The sequence below is a fragment of the Pseudomonas baetica genome (assembly GCF_019733355.1).
Classification (GTDB): Bacteria; Pseudomonadota; Gammaproteobacteria; order Pseudomonadales; family Pseudomonadaceae; genus Aquipseudomonas; species Aquipseudomonas baetica_A.
In genome coordinates this window covers 43295-58749 of the sequence record NZ_JAIHLQ010000024.1, presented here as the reverse complement: position 1 = coordinate 58749, position 15455 = coordinate 43295, and the positions used below count along the sequence as shown (strand labels likewise).

Genomic DNA, 15455 nt, shown 5'->3' with positions numbered 1-15455 from the left:
TAATTCATGCATAAACCACGCATGGATTAGAAAAGTGCCAGCGAGCCGTCATGCCTGCGTCGGGCAGACTGCCCATGGTAACCTTGCGCCCATCGCGCAAAAGCCCGGCGGATGCCTCGCTTTTGCCCTACACCTTTGAACGAGTTGCCTGACAATCCGATGAATAAAGCCGTCTCCGACCTGTCCTCCCACACCCCGATGATGCAGCAATACTGGCGCCTGAAGAACCAGCACCCGGATCAGTTGATGTTCTATCGCATGGGCGACTTCTACGAGATCTTCTACGAAGACGCGAAGAAGGCCGCCAAGTTGCTGGACATCACCCTGACCGCGCGCGGGCAGTCGGCCGGACAGGCTATTCCGATGTGCGGGATTCCTTATCACGCGGCGGAAGGTTATCTGGCGAAACTGGTCAAGCTCGGCGAGTCAGTGGTGATCTGCGAGCAGGTTGGCGACCCGGCCACCAGTAAAGGCCCGGTAGAACGTCAGGTGGTGCGGATCATCACCCCGGGCACGGTCAGCGACGAGGCGCTGCTCGATGAGCGCCGCGACAACCTGATTGCGGCGGTATTGGGTGACGAGCGTTTGTTCGGCCTGGCCGTGCTGGACATCACCAGTGGCAACTTCACCGTGCTGGAGATCAAAGGCTGGGAGAACCTGCTGGCGGAACTGGAGCGGGTCAACCCGGTTGAGCTGTTGATCCCGGACGATTGGCCGAAAGATCTGCCGGCGGAAAAACGCCGTGGCGTGCGTCGCCGTGCGCCGTGGGATTTCGAGCGAGACTCGGCGCTGAAAAGTCTCTGCCAGCAATTCTCCACCCAGGACCTGAAAGGCTTCGGCTGCGAAAACCTGACCCTGGCCATCGGTGCTGCCGGTTGCCTGCTGGCCTACGCCAAGGAAACCCAACGCACCGCCCTGCCCCACTTGCGCAGCCTGCGCCACGAACGTCTCGACGACACCGTGGTACTGGACGGCGCGAGCCGGCGCAACCTGGAACTCGACACCAACCTGGCCGGTGGACGCGACAACACTCTGCAATCGGTGGTCGATCGCTGCCAGACCGCCATGGGCAGCCGCCTGCTGACCCGTTGGTTGAACCGTCCGCTGCGCGATCTGACTGTATTGCTGGCGCGCCAGACCTCGATCACCTGCCTGCTCGACGGTTACCGCTTCGAAAAGCTGCAACCGCAGCTCAAGGAAATCGGCGACATCGAGCGCATTCTTGCGCGGATCGGTCTGCGCAATGCCCGTCCACGTGACCTCGCGCGGCTGCGTGATGCCCTCGGCGCACTGCCGCAACTGCAAGTGGCAATGACCGATCTGGAAGCGCCGCACTTGCAACGTCTGGCCACCACCACCAGCACCTACCCGGAACTGGCGGCGCTGCTGGAAAAAGCCATTATCGACAACCCGCCTGCGGTGATCCGTGACGGCGGCGTATTGAAAACCGGTTACGACAACGAACTCGACGAACTGCAGTCGTTGAGTGAAAACGCCGGCCAGTTCCTGATCGATCTGGAAGCGCGGGAGAAAGCCCGCACCGGTCTTTCCCACCTGAAAGTCGGCTACAACCGCATTCACGGCTACTTCATCGAGTTGCCGAGCAAACAGGCAGAATCGGCCCCGGCGGACTACATTCGCCGCCAGACACTCAAGGGCGCCGAACGCTTCATCACGCCGGAACTGAAAGAGTTCGAAGACAAGGCGCTGTCGGCCAAGAGCCGTGCCCTGGCCCGCGAAAAGATGCTCTACGAAGCGCTGCTGGAAGATCTGATCAGCCAGTTGCCCCCGTTGCAGGACACCGCCGGTGCGCTAGCCGAACTGGACGTGCTGAGCAACCTCGCCGAACGTGCGCTGAACCTTGACCTGAACTGCCCGCGTTTCGTCAGCGAGCCATGCATGCGCATCACTCAGGGTCGTCACCCGGTGGTCGAGCAAGTGCTGACCACGCCGTTCGTGGCCAACGATCTGAGCCTGGATGACAACACGCGCATGCTGGTGATCACTGGCCCGAACATGGGCGGTAAATCCACCTACATGCGCCAAACCGCATTGATCGTGCTGCTGGCGCATATCGGCAGCTTCGTACCGGCAGCCAGCTGCGAATTGTCACTGGTCGACCGGATCTTCACCCGGATCGGTTCGAGTGATGACCTGGCCGGTGGCCGTTCGACCTTCATGGTGGAAATGAGCGAAACCGCCAACATCTTGCATAACGCCACCGAGCGCAGCCTGGTGCTGATGGACGAAGTCGGTCGCGGCACCAGCACCTTCGACGGTCTGTCGCTGGCGTGGGCGGCGGCCGAGCGTTTGGCGCATCTACGCGCCTATACGTTGTTCGCTACGCACTATTTCGAACTGACCGTTTTACCTGAAGCTGAGCCACTGGTAGCGAATGTGCATCTCAACGCCACCGAGCACAACGAACGCATCGTGTTCCTGCACCACGTCCTGCCTGGACCTGCCAGCCAGAGCTATGGCTTGGCGGTTGCACAACTGGCCGGCGTGCCAAGCGAAGTGATCGTACGTGCCCGTGAACATTTGAGCCGCCTGGAAGACACGGCTTTGCCACATGAAGCGCCGAAACCTGCGGCCAAGGGCAAACCGGCGACGCCACAGCAAAGTGACATGTTCGCCAGCCTGCCGCATCCGGTACTGGATGAGTTGGCTAAACTGGATCTGGATGACCTGACCCCGCGTCGGGCGCTCGAAATGTTATATGCACTGAAGAACCGGATCTAAGCACTAAAGAAGCGGATATAACGCAAACGGCTTCAAGCTGGTAGAATCTCGCGCGGTTTGGGATGCTGCTGGCTAATAGCCTGGCTGGCAGACATCGCTCCCGAACCTGGCGCCCCCTACCGTGAAGGGGCAACGCTGCCGCCGCCTGAGGAGAAAATTAGAAATGACCTTCGTCGTCACCGACAACTGCATCAAGTGCAAGTACACCGACTGCGTAGAAGTGTGTCCGGTGGACTGCTTTTACGAAGGCCCGAACTTCCTGGTGATTCACCCGGACGAGTGCATCGACTGCGCTCTGTGCGAACCAGAATGCCCGGCCGTGGCCATTTTCTCCGAGGACGAAGTTCCGGAAGAGATGCAGGAGTTCATTCAACTGAACGTTGACTTGGCTGAAATCTGGCCGAACATCACCGAGAAGAAAGAATCGATGCCGGATGCCGAAGAGTGGGATGGCGTCAAAGGCAAGATCAAAGACCTCGAACGCTGATCTGTCACGCGCTCGATAAAAAGGCCCCTTGCGGGCCTTTTTGCTTTTCCGGGGTTTGCCTTTTTACAGGCAAAAAAAAGGGGCGGTTTGACCCGCCCACATTTTTTCCCTATTCCCTGTGTTCCTTTTCATCGTCCTGATGAATCGCTTCCTGCGATGTCCGTTCCCCTCATCCTTGAAGGGCGTGTCTGTCCGTCGACACAACCCAGATACTAAAGAGTTCCCTGCCAAGAGCAATTGCCTCTGGACGCTGAAACGGGCTGTCACAAGCACTTCATACTAGAAAATAACCTTATTAATCATGAAGTTAAAAAACACAGGCTCGCTCAATCGACTTCTTCTGCCGTGTAAAAATAGCGAACACTTACGAAACAGTAAGAAATGACTTACAACAGGAGACTACATCGAGCCGAGTAGCCCCGTGTTAATCCACAAAACAAAAAGCCCCGAACCAGTCGGGGCTTTTCGCGGGCGGTCTATTGAGTGGCTTACTGGAACAGCGATTCGCTCGACAGACCATTCTTTTCAAGGATTTCGCGAAGGCGTTTGAGGCCTTCCACCTGAATTTGCCTGACACGCTCCCGGGTCAGGCCGATCTCCAGGCCTACATCTTCCAGCGTGCTGCTTTCGTGGCCGCGCAGGCCGAAGCGGCGAATGACCACCTCACGCTGCTTGTCGGTCAACTCAGACAGCCACTGATCGATGCTCTGTGACAGGTCGTCATCCTGCAGCAGTTCGCATGGATCGGTTGGACGATCATCAGTGAGGGTGTCGAGCAGGGTTTTATCCGAATCCGGACCCAGCGAGACGTCGACCGAAGAAACCCGTTCATTCAGGCCCAGCATACGCTTGACCTCACCTACCGGTTTTTCCAGCAGGTTGGCGATTTCTTCGGGTGAGGGTTCGTGATCGAGTTTTTGCGTCAGCTCCCGTGCAGCCCGCAGGTACACATTGAGCTCCTTGACCACGTGAATCGGTAACCGGATGGTCCGGGTCTGATTCATGATTGCGCGCTCGATGGTCTGACGAATCCACCAGGTCGCGTAGGTCGAGAAGCGGAAGCCGCGCTCGGGATCGAACTTTTCCACCGCCCGGATGAGCCCGAGGTTGCCCTCTTCGATCAGATCCAGCAGTGACAGCCCCCGATTGACGTAACGCCGGGCGATTTTGACCACCAGCCGCAGGTTACTTTCAATCATGCGCTTACGCCCGGCCGGATCGCCACTCTGCGACAAGCGCGCAAAATGAACTTCTTCCTCCGGGGAGAGCAATGGGGAAAAGCCGATTTCGTTGAGATACAACTGCGTGGCATCGAGTGCCCGCGTGTAGTCGATGTACTTGTGTTGTTTAAGTGAAGCGGAGTGTTTGGATTTGGAACGAACGGAAGGTGGAGCAGCCCCTTCATCATTCGACATCGAATCCGAATCAATGACGGTTTCCATAAGGAGAACCTCATCGTCGATGTCAAACTCCGGCACTTCTTTACTGAGAGCCATTGTTATAGTCCTTTGGTGAGTTCGACCCCAAGCTCAAGCGACGCCTTTATCCTTGGCAGCGCTGGAGCCTGTCCCCTCTACGCGACGGAACAGGCTGGCTTACAAATCAACGTCTTGGCAGGAACTGCAGCGGATCTACAGGTTTACCTTGTCGGCGAATCTCAAAATGCAGTTTCACCCGGTCTGTACCCGTTGACCCCATTTCGGCAATTGTCTGTCCGACCTTGACCTGCTGTCCCTCCCGAACCAACAGCCGACGGTTGTGACCGTAAGCACTTACGTAGGTTTCGCTGTGTTTGATGATGACTAATTCGCCGTAGCCCCTTAAGCCACTCCCGGCGTATACAACCGTCCCATCAGACGCAGCTAAAACAGGCTGTCCCAAATCCCCGGCGATATCAATTCCTTTATTCAAACTACCGTTTGAAGAGAATTTTCCAATCAAGATGCCATTAGATGGCCACCCCCAGCCGGTAGGGGCCGGACCCGCTGGAGGCAGTGGAGCGGGCGCTGACTTACTGGCGACGGACGGTACAGCGCCCGTAGAACCGGTGGTTGTAGTGGTTGTCGTGCCATTTGCCTGGCGCCGGATTACCGTGGTTTTACTCGACGATGAAGGCGAAGAACTGGAGCTGCTCACCACCGCCGTGGACGTTGAACCGGTGCGGCCATCAAAGCGAATTGTCTGACCTGGGTGGATCGTGTACGGCGTAGGAATATTGTTCCGAGCCGCGAGGGCTTTGTAGTCCCAGCCGTAGCGAAACGCGATGGAGAACAAGGTGTCCCCCTTTCGGACTACATACTGCCCAGTCGTCACTGTAGGACGCTGAGCGACCGCGTTGCGATCAACGACTCGAACATTGCTCGATTTGGTGCTGGAGCAACCCACTAGCAAGGTGCTCAAGACAAGGCCAGTCACCAGGCGCTGAAAGCTCGTGTTACCCATACGCTGCGCAATGACTGTGAGACTCACCCGCCGCTCCCTTTGTGGTGGCTGAAAAATTTGAAATGCCAGCTTTCGGCATGAAGTGTTGCCAGTATAACGGGCCGAATCAGCTTTACCTTTAATGTAGCGAAACGGCTTCGCGCACACGTTTGCAAGCTGACAACCTGCTGCGTTTAAACCCTTGCCGCCGAAGTAAGACCAAAGCGAACGAAAGGAATTCAGCGCCTTTGAATATATGCTCAGGCCAGCGGCCCATTGAGCAAAGGCACGAATCGCACAGCACCCAAAACGTGTCGGGAAAAGCCGTGCTCTTCTCGCACGATCAGCATCAGCTGCTGCACTTCGCCCGAGCCCACCGGGATCACCAGGCGTCCGCCCGGAGCCAACTGATCGAGCAACGCTTGCGGCACGTCGGTGGCCACGGCGGTGACGATGATGCCGTTGTACGGCGCCAGTGCCGGCCAGCCTTCCCAACCATCGCCCCAACGGAACACCACGTTGCGCAAGTTCAGTTCAACCAGACGTTCCTTGGCGCGATCCTGCAAAACCTTGATTCGCTCAACCGAGAACACCCGCTCCACCAGTTGCGACAACACGGCCGTCTGGTAACCGGAGCCGGTGCCAATCTCCAACACCTTGTCCAGCGGCCCGGCCTCCAGCAGCAGCTCGCTCATGCGCGCCACCATGTAAGGCTGGGAGATGGTCTGGTTGTGGCCGATCGGCAGCGCGGTGTCTTCATAAGCGCGGTGCGCCAACGCTTCGTCCACGAACAGATGACGCGGCGTGCGCCGGATCACTTCCAGCACCTTAGCGTTGGACACACCCTCTTCGTACAAGCGTTGAATCAGACGCTCGCGCGTACGCTGGGAAGTCATGCCGATGCCGCTACGCATTCTGTCTTCGTGTTCACGAGCCATCAGCGCAGTCCCTCCAGCCAGCCGTCGAGCCCTCTGAAGGCATCGTTGAAGGTGCGATCAAGCTGCAACGGAGTAATCGAGACATAGCCCTGCATCACTGCATGGAAATCAGTCCCGGGGCCGCCGTCTTCAGCATCGCCGGCGGCGGCAATCCAGTAACCGGACTTGCCGCGCGGATCGACCACTTTCATTGGCGCCGCCGCCCGGGCGCGATGGCCGAGTCGGGTCAACTGAATGCCGCGAATATGATCAATCGGCAGATTGGGAATGTTCACGTTGAGCACCGTGCGCGGCGGCAGATCGAGCCCGGCATGGGCCTCGACCAGCTTGCGCGCAAAGTAGGCCGCCGTAGGAAGATTATCCACCTGACGTGAGACCAGCGAAAAGGCGAACGAAGGGCGCTCGAGGAACCTGCCTTCAAGGGCTGCCGCCACTGTCCCGGAATACAACACGTCATCGCCGAGATTGGCGCCGAGGTTGATACCGGAAACCACCATATCCGGTTCGCGCTCCAGCAAACCATTGAGGCCCAGGTGCACGCAGTCGGTCGGTGTGCCATTGAGGCTGATGAAGCCATTGGCCAGGTATTGCGGATGCAATGGACGGTCGAGCGTCAGCGAACTGCTGGCGCCGCTTTTGTCCTGCTCCGGGGCGATAACCACGCATTCGGTGTAATCCGCCAGCGCAGCATAAAGCGCGGCGAGACCGGGTGCGGTTACCCCATCGTCGTTAGAAATCAGAATACGCATGGGCTGTCCGTCTGCCCCACCGGCACCAGATCAACGAGTTCGCGCACCAATACGGTGGCGAAGCATCCGGCCGGGAGGACGAATTCCAGTTGCAGAATGTCAGACTGGGGATAATGCCACGTCAACCCGCCAATGGGCAGTCGCAGGATGCGACGTTCGTGGCTCATGCCGGCGTGAATCAACCAATCACGCAGTTCTGCTTCACGGGCGGTAATCCCCTGTTCCAGATCATGGACAGCGCCAGCGGTCGGAGCGTCACCTTCGCCCCACTGCGGGCCGGTCGGATGCAGATCGAGAATCGCCAGACGCGGATCGCTGCACTCGGCTTCACCGGCCGGGAAAAAGCTGCGGCTATCGGTGAACGCCAACAGATCGCCGACCAGCGCGCGCTGCCAGGTGCCATCAGCGACCCGCGCCGCCAGCACCTGATTGAACAGAAAACTGCGCGCCGTCGACAGCAGGCGCGAACGCACATTTCGCTGCTCTGGCAAAGCCTTGCGCGCCGCCCATGCACGCGCATCGACGACGTTGCCACCGTCATGGCCGAAACGCTGGGCGCCGAAATAATTGGGGATACCCTGTTGGGCGATCAGTTGCAGGCGCTCTTCAATGGCCGCCTTGTCGCCAGCGAACTGGGTCAGACGCAGCGTGAAACCATTGGCCGAATGCGCACCACGTTGCAGCTTGCGCTTATGGCGGGTGCTCTTGAGGATCTTCAGCGTGTCGTTTTCCGCCGCCGACAGATCCGGGTCAGCCTTGCCCGGCAGTTGCACGCTGAACCACTGACGGGTCAGCGCCTGGCGATCCTTGAGCCCGGCGTAACTGACGGTGCGCAACGGGACGCCGGCAGCCTTGGCGATACGCCGTGCGGCCTCTTCAGTGTTCAGACCACGTTTTTCGACCCAGATCCACAGGTGTTCGCCATCGCCGCTGAACGGGATGTCGAGCACCTCATCGACCTGGAAGTCTTCCGCGATGGCTTTCAGTACCGCAGTGCCGAGGGGTTCGCCATAGGCCCGCGGGCCGAGCAATTGCAGTTCATTCATGCGCGCAGCAACAAGGCAACGGAGTGTACGGCGATGCCTTCTTCGCGACCGACAAAGCCAAGCTTTTCGGTGGTGGTAGCTTTCACGTTCACTTGATCCAACTCAACTTGAAGATCCGCAGCGATCAGCGCGCGCATCGATTCGATATGCGGGGCCATTTTCGGCGCCTGGGCGACGATGGTGTTGTCGACATTGCCGACTTTCCAGCCTTTGGCGTGGATCAGCCCGACCACATGACGCAGCAATGCGCGACTGTCGGCGCCCTTGAACTGCGGGTCGGTGTCCGGAAAGTGTTTGCCGATATCACCCAGCGCAGCTGCGCCGAGCAAGGCATCGCTCAAGGCGTGCAGCAGGACGTCACCGTCGGAATGAGCGAGCAGCCCGAAGCCGTGTGCAATCTGCACGCCGCCCAGAGTAATGAAATCGCCTTCAGCGAAACGGTGCACATCATAGCCGTGGCCAATACGCATAAAAAAACGCCCCGATTTTTGTCAGGGCGTGATTCTACCTGCATTAACCGCGCAGAGCGCGTGCGTGATGCTGCAAGTGGTCGTCTATGAAGCTTGAGATGAAGAAATAACTGTGGTCGTAGCCCGGTTGCAGGCGCAACGTCAGCGGATGGTTCGCTTGTTTTGCCGTTTGTTGCAGGGCTTCGGGTTTAAGCTGGGTGGCAAGGAAGTCATCCCGATCACCTTGATCAACCAGCAGCGGCAGCTTTTCGTTGGCTTCGGCGATCAGTGCGCAGGCATCCCATTCTTTCCACTTCGAACGGTCTTCACCCAAATAGCGCGAAAACGCCTTCTGCCCCCACGGGCAATCCATTGGGTTGTTGATCGGCGAGAACGCCGACACCGATTGATAACGCCCTGGATTGCGCAACGCACATACGAGCGCGCCGTGGCCTCCCATGGAGTGACCGCTGATGCTGCGCTTATCGGACGCCGGAAAATGCGCTTCAACCAGTGAAGGCAATTCCTGCACGACATAGTCATGCATCCGATAGTGCCGCGACCACGGTTCCTGCGTGGCATTGAGATAAAACCCGGCACCGAGGCCGAAGTCCCACGCCCCCTCAGGATCGCCCGGCACATCAGGGCCACGCGGACTGGTGTCTGGCGCCACGATGATCAAACCGAGCTCGGCAGCCATGCGCATGGCGCCGGCCTTGTGCATGAAGTTTTCATCGGTGCAGGTCAGGCCCGACAACCAGTACAGCACCGGCAGCTTGCCGCCCTGCTCGGCCTGCGGCGGCAGATACACGGCAAACACCATCTCACAGCCCAGTACGTCGGAGCGGTGGCGATAGCGCTTGTGCCAGCCACCGAAGCTTTTCTGACAGGAAATGTTTTCCAGACTCATGGGATTCTCCCAGCTGCAAGCGGCAAGCTCCGAGCCTTAAGAAAAGGCAAAAGCCCCCTTTACTTGCGGCTTGAAGCTTGTCGCTTGGGGCTGCTTTTAGAAATGAATGACGGTACGAATGCTCTTGCCTTCATGCATCAGGTCGAATGCCTTGTTGATATCTTCCAGGCCCATGGTGTGGGTGATGAACGTATCCAGCGGAATTTCACCGCTTTGGGCCATGTCAACGTAGCTTGGCAGCTCGGTGCGACCACGCACGCCACCGAACGCCGAACCGCGCCAGACGCGCCCGGTCACCAATTGGAATGGACGAGTGGAGATTTCCTGGCCAGCACCGGCCACGCCGATGATCACCGATTCCCCCCAACCCTTGTGGCAGCATTCAAGCGCTGCGCGCATCAATTGCACGTTGCCGATACATTCGAAAGAGAAATCCACGCCACCGTCGGTCATGTCGACGATCACTTCCTGGATCGGACGATCGAAGTCTCTCGGGTTAACGCAATCGGTGGCGCCCAACTGCTTGGCGATCTCGAACTTGGCCGGGTTGATGTCGATGGCGATGATGCGTGCTGCCTTGGCTTTCACAGCACCGATGACCGCCGACAGCCCAATGCCGCCGAGACCGAAGATCGCTACGGTGTCACCCGGCTTGACCTTGGCGGTGTTGATCACGGCGCCGATACCGGTGGTGACGCCACAGCCCAGCAGGCAAACCTTCTCCAATGGCGCGTCCTTAGCGATCTTGGCCACGGAGATTTCCGGCAGCACGGTGTATTCGGAAAAGGTCGAAGTCCCCATGTAGTGGAAAATCGTTTCGCCTTTGTAGGAAAAGCGCGAAGTGCCGTCCGGCATCAAACCTTTGCCCTGGGTGGCACGAATCGCCTGACACAGGTTGGTCTTGCCCGACTTGCAGAATTTGCACTGGCCGCATTCCGGGGTGTACAGCGGGATCACATGATCGCCAACGGCAACGGAGGTCACACCTTCGCCGATCGCTTCAACGATCGCGCCGCCTTCGTGACCGAGGATCGATGGAAAGATGCCTTCCGGATCGGCACCGGACAGGGTGTAAGCGTCAGTGTGGCAAACACCGGAAGCCACCACGCGCAGCAACACTTCACCCGCCTTGGGCATGGCGACATCGACTTCTACGATTTCCAGCGGCTTCTTGGCCTCGAAGGCAACGGCGGCGCGCGACTTGATCATGCTGACTCTCCAGTGAATAAAAACGAGACACGCAGTGTAGTTCAGCGCCAACTGATGAATAATCCGGACAAAAGCAAAACATTATTGCCACACAGGGATAATCCCGATGACCGATAACCGCTGGGAAGGCATCGATGAATTCGTCGCCGTTGCCGAATGCAGCCAATTCACCGCCGCTGCCGAACGCCTTGGCGTTTCTTCCTCGCACATCAGTCGACAAATCGTACGACTGGAAGAGCGTTTACAGACACGTTTGCTTTACCGCAGCACTCGTCGAGTGGCACTGACCGAGGCTGGCCAAACCTTTCTGCAACACTGCCAACGCTTGCAGGACGGGCGAGAAGAAGCTTTGCGCGCGGTCGGCGATCTGACCAGTGAACCCAAAGGCATGCTGCGCATGACCTGTGCTGTGGCGTACGGCGAACGCTTTATCGTGCCGCTGGTGACGAGATTCATGGGGCATTACCCACAACTGCGCGTCGACATCGAACTGAGCAATCGCCAACTCGATCTGGTGCATGAGGGCTTGGATCTGGCGATTCGTCTGGGCCGGTTGCAGGACTCGCGACTGGTCGCTGCTCGCTTGGCGCCACGGCGCATGTATCTGTGTGCGTCGCCGTCCTACCTGGAAAGGTATGGCCGCCCACACAGTTTGTCGGAACTGAGCCGGCACAATTGCCTGATCGGCAGCTCGGATATCTGGCAACTGGAACAGAACGGTCGGGAATTTTCCCAACGGGTACAGGGAAACTGGCGCTGCAACAGCGGGCAAGCGGTGCTGGATGCGGCGCTGCAAGGGGTCGGTCTGTGTCAATTACCGGACTATTACGTGCTGGAGCATCTGCACAGCGGGGCTTTGATTTCATTGCTGGAGGCCCATCAACCGCCGAATACCGCGGTGTGGGCGCTGTATCCGCAGCAGCGGCACCTATCGCCGAAAGTGCGCAAACTGGTGGATTTCTTGAAGGAGGGGCTGGCCGAGCGGCCTGAGTATCGCAGCTGAGGGACGGGTTGTTTATACGGCCGCCTTCGCGAGCAGCCAGGCTCCACAGGATTCAGCGGCGATTGGCCCAACGCTGACGCAGCCATTCCAGATCTTCCGGCCGGGTAACTTTGAGGTTATCCGCACGCCCCTCGATCAGACGCGGCGCCAGACCAGCCCACTCCATCGCCGAGGCCTCATCGGTAATCACGGCATCAGCGACCAGACTGTCCGCCAACGCCCGGTGCAGCGCACCAAGCCGAAACATCTGTGGCGTATAGGCCTGCCAGATCACACTGCGATCAACGGTTTCGACAACACGACCATGCTTGTCGACCCGTTTGAGCGTGTCGCGCGCAGGCACCGCCAGCAAACCACCCACCGGGTCAGCGGCCAGTTCGGCAAGCAACTTGTCGAGGTCATCACGGCTCAGGTTAGGCCGTGCCGCATCGTGCACCAGCACCCAATCGTCATCGTCGGCACCCTGCGCATTCAGATGCAGCAAGGCATTGAGCACTGAGCCCGAACGCTCGGCCCCGCCGTCTACCCGCTGAATACGCGGATCGTTGACGCAAGCAAGGTTCGGCCAATAAGGATCATCAACAGCAAGACTGACCACCAACCCCATGAGGCTCGGGTGATCAAGGAAACAGCCGAGGCTGTGTTCGAGAATTGTGCGCCCGTCCAGTTGCAGGTATTGCTTGGGACGGTCCGCGGCCATTCGGGCACCCACGCCCGCGGCAGGAATCACGGCCCAGAAGGCCGGCAGGGAATCGCTCATTGGGCCAACTGATAAAGGGTTTCGCCGTCCTTGACCATGCCCAGTTCATGGCGAGCTCGTTCCTCAACGGTCTCCATGCCTTTTTTCAGCTCACTGACCTCAGCGTCCATCACCCGGTTGCGCTCCAGCAGGCCTTCGTTCTCGGCGTGCTGATCAGCAATCTGCTGATTCAGTTCGGCGACCTGCGCCAGACTGCCATCGCCCACCCACAGACGGTACTGCAGACCGGCCAGTAGCAAGAGCAACACTAGAAACAACCAGTAGGGACTGCGCATCGAATATCAGGTATCCAGTGAAAAAAGACAGCCATGCAAAATTTGAAACGTCTGATAGCACGAAGCCTGGAAGAACCAGGCTTGTGCTTTCAAGGCATCAGATTAGTGGCAAATCCATCGCTGTCACGACTTTTCCGACACAATCCGGTGTCCTTCTATCAGTTTTCGCTTAACCGCGGAATTCGCTACGACCGTTGTACTTGGCTTTGCCATTCAACTGCTCTTCGATACGCAGCAGTTGGTTGTACTTGGAAACCCGGTCGGAACGGCACAGCGAACCGGTCTTGATCTGGCCAGCCGAGGTGCCCACAGCCAGGTCGGCAATGGTCGAATCTTCGGTTTCGCCCGAGCGGTGCGAGATCACGGCGGTGTAACCGGCAGCCTTGGCCATCTGGATGGCTTCCAGGGTTTCGGTCAGCGTGCCGATCTGGTTGAACTTGATCAGGATCGAGTTGGCGATCTTTTTATCGATGCCTTCTTTCAGGATCTTGGTATTGGTCACAAACAGGTCGTCGCCAACCAGTTGAACCTTCTCGCCGATCTTGTCGGTGAGGATCTTCCAGCCAGCCCAGTCGGACTCGTCCAGACCGTCTTCGATCGAGATGATCGGGTAACGTTCGCTCAGACCTTTGAGGTAGTCGGCGAAACCTTCCGCGGTGAACACCTGACCTTCGCCGGACAGGTTGTACTTGCCGTCTTCGTAGAACTCGCTGGCCGCGCAGTCCAGTGCCAGGGTCACGTCGGTGCCCAGCTTGTAACCGGCGTTGGCCACTGCTTCGGAGATCACTTTCAAAGCGTCTTCGTTGGAAGCCAGGTTCGGAGCGAAACCGCCTTCGTCGCCAACGGCAGTGCTCAGGCCACGGGCCTTCAGCACAGCTTTGAGGTGATGGAAAATCTCGGTGCCCATGCGCAGGCCTTCCGAGAAAGACTTGGCGCCAACCGGCTGTACCATGAATTCCTGGATGTCGACGTTGTTATCGGCGTGTTCGCCACCGTTGATGATGTTCATCATCGGCACTGGCATCGAGTAAACACCCGGGGTGCCGTTCAGGTTGGCGATGTGCGCGTACAGCGGCAGGTCCTGATCCTGTGCAGCAGCCTTGGCCGCAGCCAGGGACACAGCGAGGATGGCGTTGGCGCCCAGGGTCGCTTTGTTTTCGGTACCGTCAAGCTTGATCATCGCGTGATCCAGGGCTTTCTGGTCGCTTGGGTCGGTGCCCAGCAGCAGATCGCGGATCGGACCGTTGATGTTGGCTACCGCTTTGAGCACGCCCTTGCCCAGGTAACGGCTCTTGTCGCCATCACGCAGCTCGAGTGCTTCACGCGAGCCAGTGGATGCACCGGACGGCGCGCAAGCGCTGCCGATGATGCCGTTGTCGAGAAGCACGTCCGCTTCCACGGTGGGATTGCCACGGGAGTCGAGAACTTCACGACCTTTGATGTCGACGATTTTTGCCATTGTTGTAAACACTCCAAAGTTGACGAAAACGACGCAGCTAGAGGAAATCTTTTTACCGTCGGCAAGGGGTGTGCAGCGGGCAGACTTGCAGACGATAACGCTCATGCCCGAGGGCATGAGCGACAAATCGTGCGGTACTTTACCGGAGAATTGAGCTTTACGCGGTTTCTACCGTCGGAAAACTCTTCACCAGTTCGTCCAGGGCTTTGAGCTGGGCCAGAAATGGCTCCAGTTTGTCCAGACGCAAGGCGCAAGGGCCATCGCACTTGGCGTTGTCAGGATCCGGGTGGGCTTCGAGGAACAATCCCGCCAAACCCTGGCTCATGCCAGCCTTGGCCAGATCGAGAACCTGTGCGCGGCGACCGCCGGCGGAGTCGGAACGACCGCCTGGCATTTGCAGCGAGTGGGTCACATCGAAGAATACCGGGTATTCGAACTGCTTCATGATGCCGAAGCCGAGCATGTCGACCACGAGGTTGTTGTAGCCGAAGCTCGAACCACGTTCGCAGAGGATCAATTGATCGTTACCCGCTTCCACACACTTGTTCAGGATGTGTTTCATTTCCTGAGGCGCGAGGAACTGGGCTTTCTTGATGTTGATCACCGCGTTGGTCTTGGCCATCGCGACAACCAGATCGGTCTGGCGCGACAGGAAAGCTGGCAGCTGGATGATGTCGCAGACCTCAGCAACGACCGCGGCCTGTTCAGGCTCGTGGACGTCGGTGATGATCGGCACACCAAAGGCTTGTTTGATGTCCTGGAAGATGCGCATGCCCTCTTCCAGGCCAGGGCCGCGATACGAGGCCACAGAAGAACGGTTGGCTTTATCGAAGCTGGCCTTGAACACGTAAGGGATACCGAGTTTCTCGGTGATCTTTACGTACTCTTCGCAAACCTGCATAGCCATGTCACGGCTTTCCAGCACGTTCATGCCGCCGAACAGCACCATGGGTTTGTCGTTGGCAATCTCGATGTCGCCGACGCGGATGATCTTCTGTGCCATCGGG

Annotated in this window: 15 protein-coding genes; 3 read left to right on the top strand and 12 right to left on the bottom strand. The window is 58.4% G+C overall.

Features of this window, described 5'->3' with window-relative positions:
* The first annotated feature begins 159 nt into the window (after positions 1-159).
* Together mutS and fdxA are read left to right on the top strand one after the other, a co-directional pair.
* Positions 160-2742: a DNA mismatch repair protein MutS gene (gene mutS / locus K5E40_RS21360; protein WP_221732468.1), complete on the top strand. Its 2583-nt coding sequence runs from the start codon at positions 160-162 to the stop codon at positions 2740-2742.
* Positions 2743-2905: 163 nt separating this feature from the next.
* Positions 2906-3229, top strand: coding sequence for a ferredoxin FdxA (gene fdxA / locus K5E40_RS21355; protein ID WP_201195485.1), 324 nt, complete (start codon positions 2906-2908; stop codon positions 3227-3229).
* A 488-nt stretch (positions 3230-3717) separates the two neighbouring features.
* Here fdxA and rpoS read toward each other — a convergent pair whose 3' ends face one another.
* The 8 genes from rpoS to K5E40_RS21315 all read right to left on the bottom strand — a co-directional run bounded on the left by rpoS (position 3718) and on the right by K5E40_RS21315 (position 10951).
* A complete protein-coding gene (gene rpoS / locus K5E40_RS21350; RefSeq protein WP_221732467.1) occupies positions 3718-4725 on the bottom strand; it encodes an RNA polymerase sigma factor RpoS in 1008 nt (335 codons plus the stop codon).
* A gap of 106 nt (positions 4726-4831) precedes the next feature.
* The gene (locus K5E40_RS21345; protein WP_221732466.1) at positions 4832-5698 is read right to left on the bottom strand and encodes a peptidoglycan DD-metalloendopeptidase family protein; all 867 of its coding nucleotides are present in this window, start codon (positions 5696-5698) and stop codon (positions 4832-4834) included.
* A 212-nt stretch (positions 5699-5910) separates the two neighbouring features.
* On the bottom strand, positions 5911-6546 hold the full coding sequence (locus tag K5E40_RS21340) for a protein-L-isoaspartate(D-aspartate) O-methyltransferase (RefSeq protein WP_221732520.1): 636 nt from the start codon (positions 6544-6546) through the stop codon (positions 5911-5913).
* A 41-nt stretch (positions 6547-6587) separates the two neighbouring features.
* A complete protein-coding gene (surE, locus tag K5E40_RS21335; RefSeq protein ID WP_221732465.1) occupies positions 6588-7337 on the bottom strand; it encodes a 5'/3'-nucleotidase SurE in 750 nt (249 codons plus the stop codon).
* A complete protein-coding gene (gene truD / locus K5E40_RS21330) occupies positions 7325-8383 on the bottom strand; it encodes a tRNA pseudouridine(13) synthase TruD (protein WP_221732464.1) in 1059 nt (352 codons plus the stop codon). The genes surE and truD overlap by 13 nt, the downstream gene beginning before the upstream one ends.
* On the bottom strand, positions 8380-8853 hold the full coding sequence (gene ispF, locus K5E40_RS21325; RefSeq protein WP_221732463.1) for a 2-C-methyl-D-erythritol 2,4-cyclodiphosphate synthase: 474 nt from the start codon (positions 8851-8853) through the stop codon (positions 8380-8382). The genes truD and ispF overlap by 4 nt, the downstream gene beginning before the upstream one ends.
* 43 nt (positions 8854-8896) lie before the next feature.
* Complete coding sequence (gene fghA, locus K5E40_RS21320) at positions 8897-9742, bottom strand: S-formylglutathione hydrolase (protein WP_221732462.1); 846 nt, start codon at positions 9740-9742, stop codon at positions 8897-8899.
* 96 nt (positions 9743-9838) lie between these two features.
* Positions 9839-10951 (bottom strand): S-(hydroxymethyl)glutathione dehydrogenase/class III alcohol dehydrogenase, encoded by a 1113-nt coding sequence (locus tag K5E40_RS21315; protein ID WP_221732461.1) that lies wholly within the window; start codon positions 10949-10951, stop codon positions 9839-9841.
* A 106-nt stretch (positions 10952-11057) separates the two neighbouring features.
* Here K5E40_RS21315 and K5E40_RS21310 point away from each other — a divergent pair, with 106 nt between their 5' ends.
* The gene (locus K5E40_RS21310) at positions 11058-11954 is read left to right on the top strand and encodes a LysR substrate-binding domain-containing protein (protein WP_221732460.1); all 897 of its coding nucleotides are present in this window, start codon (positions 11058-11060) and stop codon (positions 11952-11954) included.
* A 52-nt stretch (positions 11955-12006) separates the two neighbouring features.
* Here K5E40_RS21310 and ispD read toward each other — a convergent pair whose 3' ends face one another.
* From ispD to kdsA, 4 genes are all read right to left on the bottom strand, one after another.
* Positions 12007-12714 carry a 2-C-methyl-D-erythritol 4-phosphate cytidylyltransferase gene (gene ispD / locus K5E40_RS21305; RefSeq protein ID WP_221732459.1) on the bottom strand — a complete coding sequence of 236 codons (708 nt, stop codon included), beginning with the start codon at positions 12712-12714 and terminating at the stop codon, positions 12007-12009.
* Complete coding sequence (gene ftsB / locus K5E40_RS21300) at positions 12711-12989, bottom strand: cell division protein FtsB (RefSeq protein WP_221732458.1); 279 nt, start codon at positions 12987-12989, stop codon at positions 12711-12713. The genes ispD and ftsB overlap by 4 nt, the downstream gene beginning before the upstream one ends.
* A 169-nt stretch (positions 12990-13158) precedes the next feature.
* A complete protein-coding gene (gene eno, locus K5E40_RS21295; protein WP_221732457.1) occupies positions 13159-14448 on the bottom strand; it encodes a phosphopyruvate hydratase in 1290 nt (429 codons plus the stop codon).
* A gap of 157 nt (positions 14449-14605) precedes the next feature.
* A complete protein-coding gene (kdsA, locus tag K5E40_RS21290; protein ID WP_221732456.1) occupies positions 14606-15451 on the bottom strand; it encodes a 3-deoxy-8-phosphooctulonate synthase in 846 nt (281 codons plus the stop codon).
* Positions 15452-15455 lie beyond the last annotated feature (4 nt).

Bases quoted from the DNA above. Each gene is read 5' to 3' on its own strand.
- mutS (WP_221732468.1), top strand. From the start codon at position 160: ATGAATAAAGCCGTCTCCGACCTGTCCTCCCACACCCCGATGATGCAG.
- fdxA (WP_201195485.1), top strand. From the start codon at position 2,906: ATGACCTTCGTCGTCACCGACAACTGCATCAAGTGCAAGTACACCGAC.
- rpoS (WP_221732467.1), bottom strand. From the start codon at position 4,725: ATGGCTCTCAGTAAAGAAGTGCCGGAGTTTGACATCGACGATGAGGTT.
- K5E40_RS21340 (WP_221732520.1), bottom strand. From the start codon at position 6,546: ATGACTTCCCAGCGTACGCGCGAGCGTCTGATTCAACGCTTGTACGAA.
- surE (WP_221732465.1), bottom strand. From the start codon at position 7,337: ATGCGTATTCTGATTTCTAACGACGATGGGGTAACCGCACCCGGTCTC.
- truD (WP_221732464.1), bottom strand. From the start codon at position 8,383: ATGAATGAACTGCAATTGCTCGGCCCGCGGGCCTATGGCGAACCCCTC.
- ispF (WP_221732463.1), bottom strand. From the start codon at position 8,853: ATGCGTATTGGCCACGGCTATGATGTGCACCGTTTCGCTGAAGGCGAT.
- fghA (WP_221732462.1), bottom strand. From the start codon at position 9,742: ATGAGTCTGGAAAACATTTCCTGTCAGAAAAGCTTCGGTGGCTGGCAC.
- K5E40_RS21315 (WP_221732461.1), bottom strand. From the start codon at position 10,951: ATGATCAAGTCGCGCGCCGCCGTTGCCTTCGAGGCCAAGAAGCCGCTG.
- K5E40_RS21310 (WP_221732460.1), top strand. From the start codon at position 11,058: ATGACCGATAACCGCTGGGAAGGCATCGATGAATTCGTCGCCGTTGCC.
- ispD (WP_221732459.1), bottom strand. From the start codon at position 12,714: ATGAGCGATTCCCTGCCGGCCTTCTGGGCCGTGATTCCTGCCGCGGGC.
- ftsB (WP_221732458.1), bottom strand. From the start codon at position 12,989: ATGCGCAGTCCCTACTGGTTGTTTCTAGTGTTGCTCTTGCTACTGGCC.
- eno (WP_221732457.1), bottom strand. From the start codon at position 14,448: ATGGCAAAAATCGTCGACATCAAAGGTCGTGAAGTTCTCGACTCCCGT.
- kdsA (WP_221732456.1), bottom strand. From the start codon at position 15,451: ATGGCACAGAAGATCATCCGCGTCGGCGACATCGAGATTGCCAACGAC.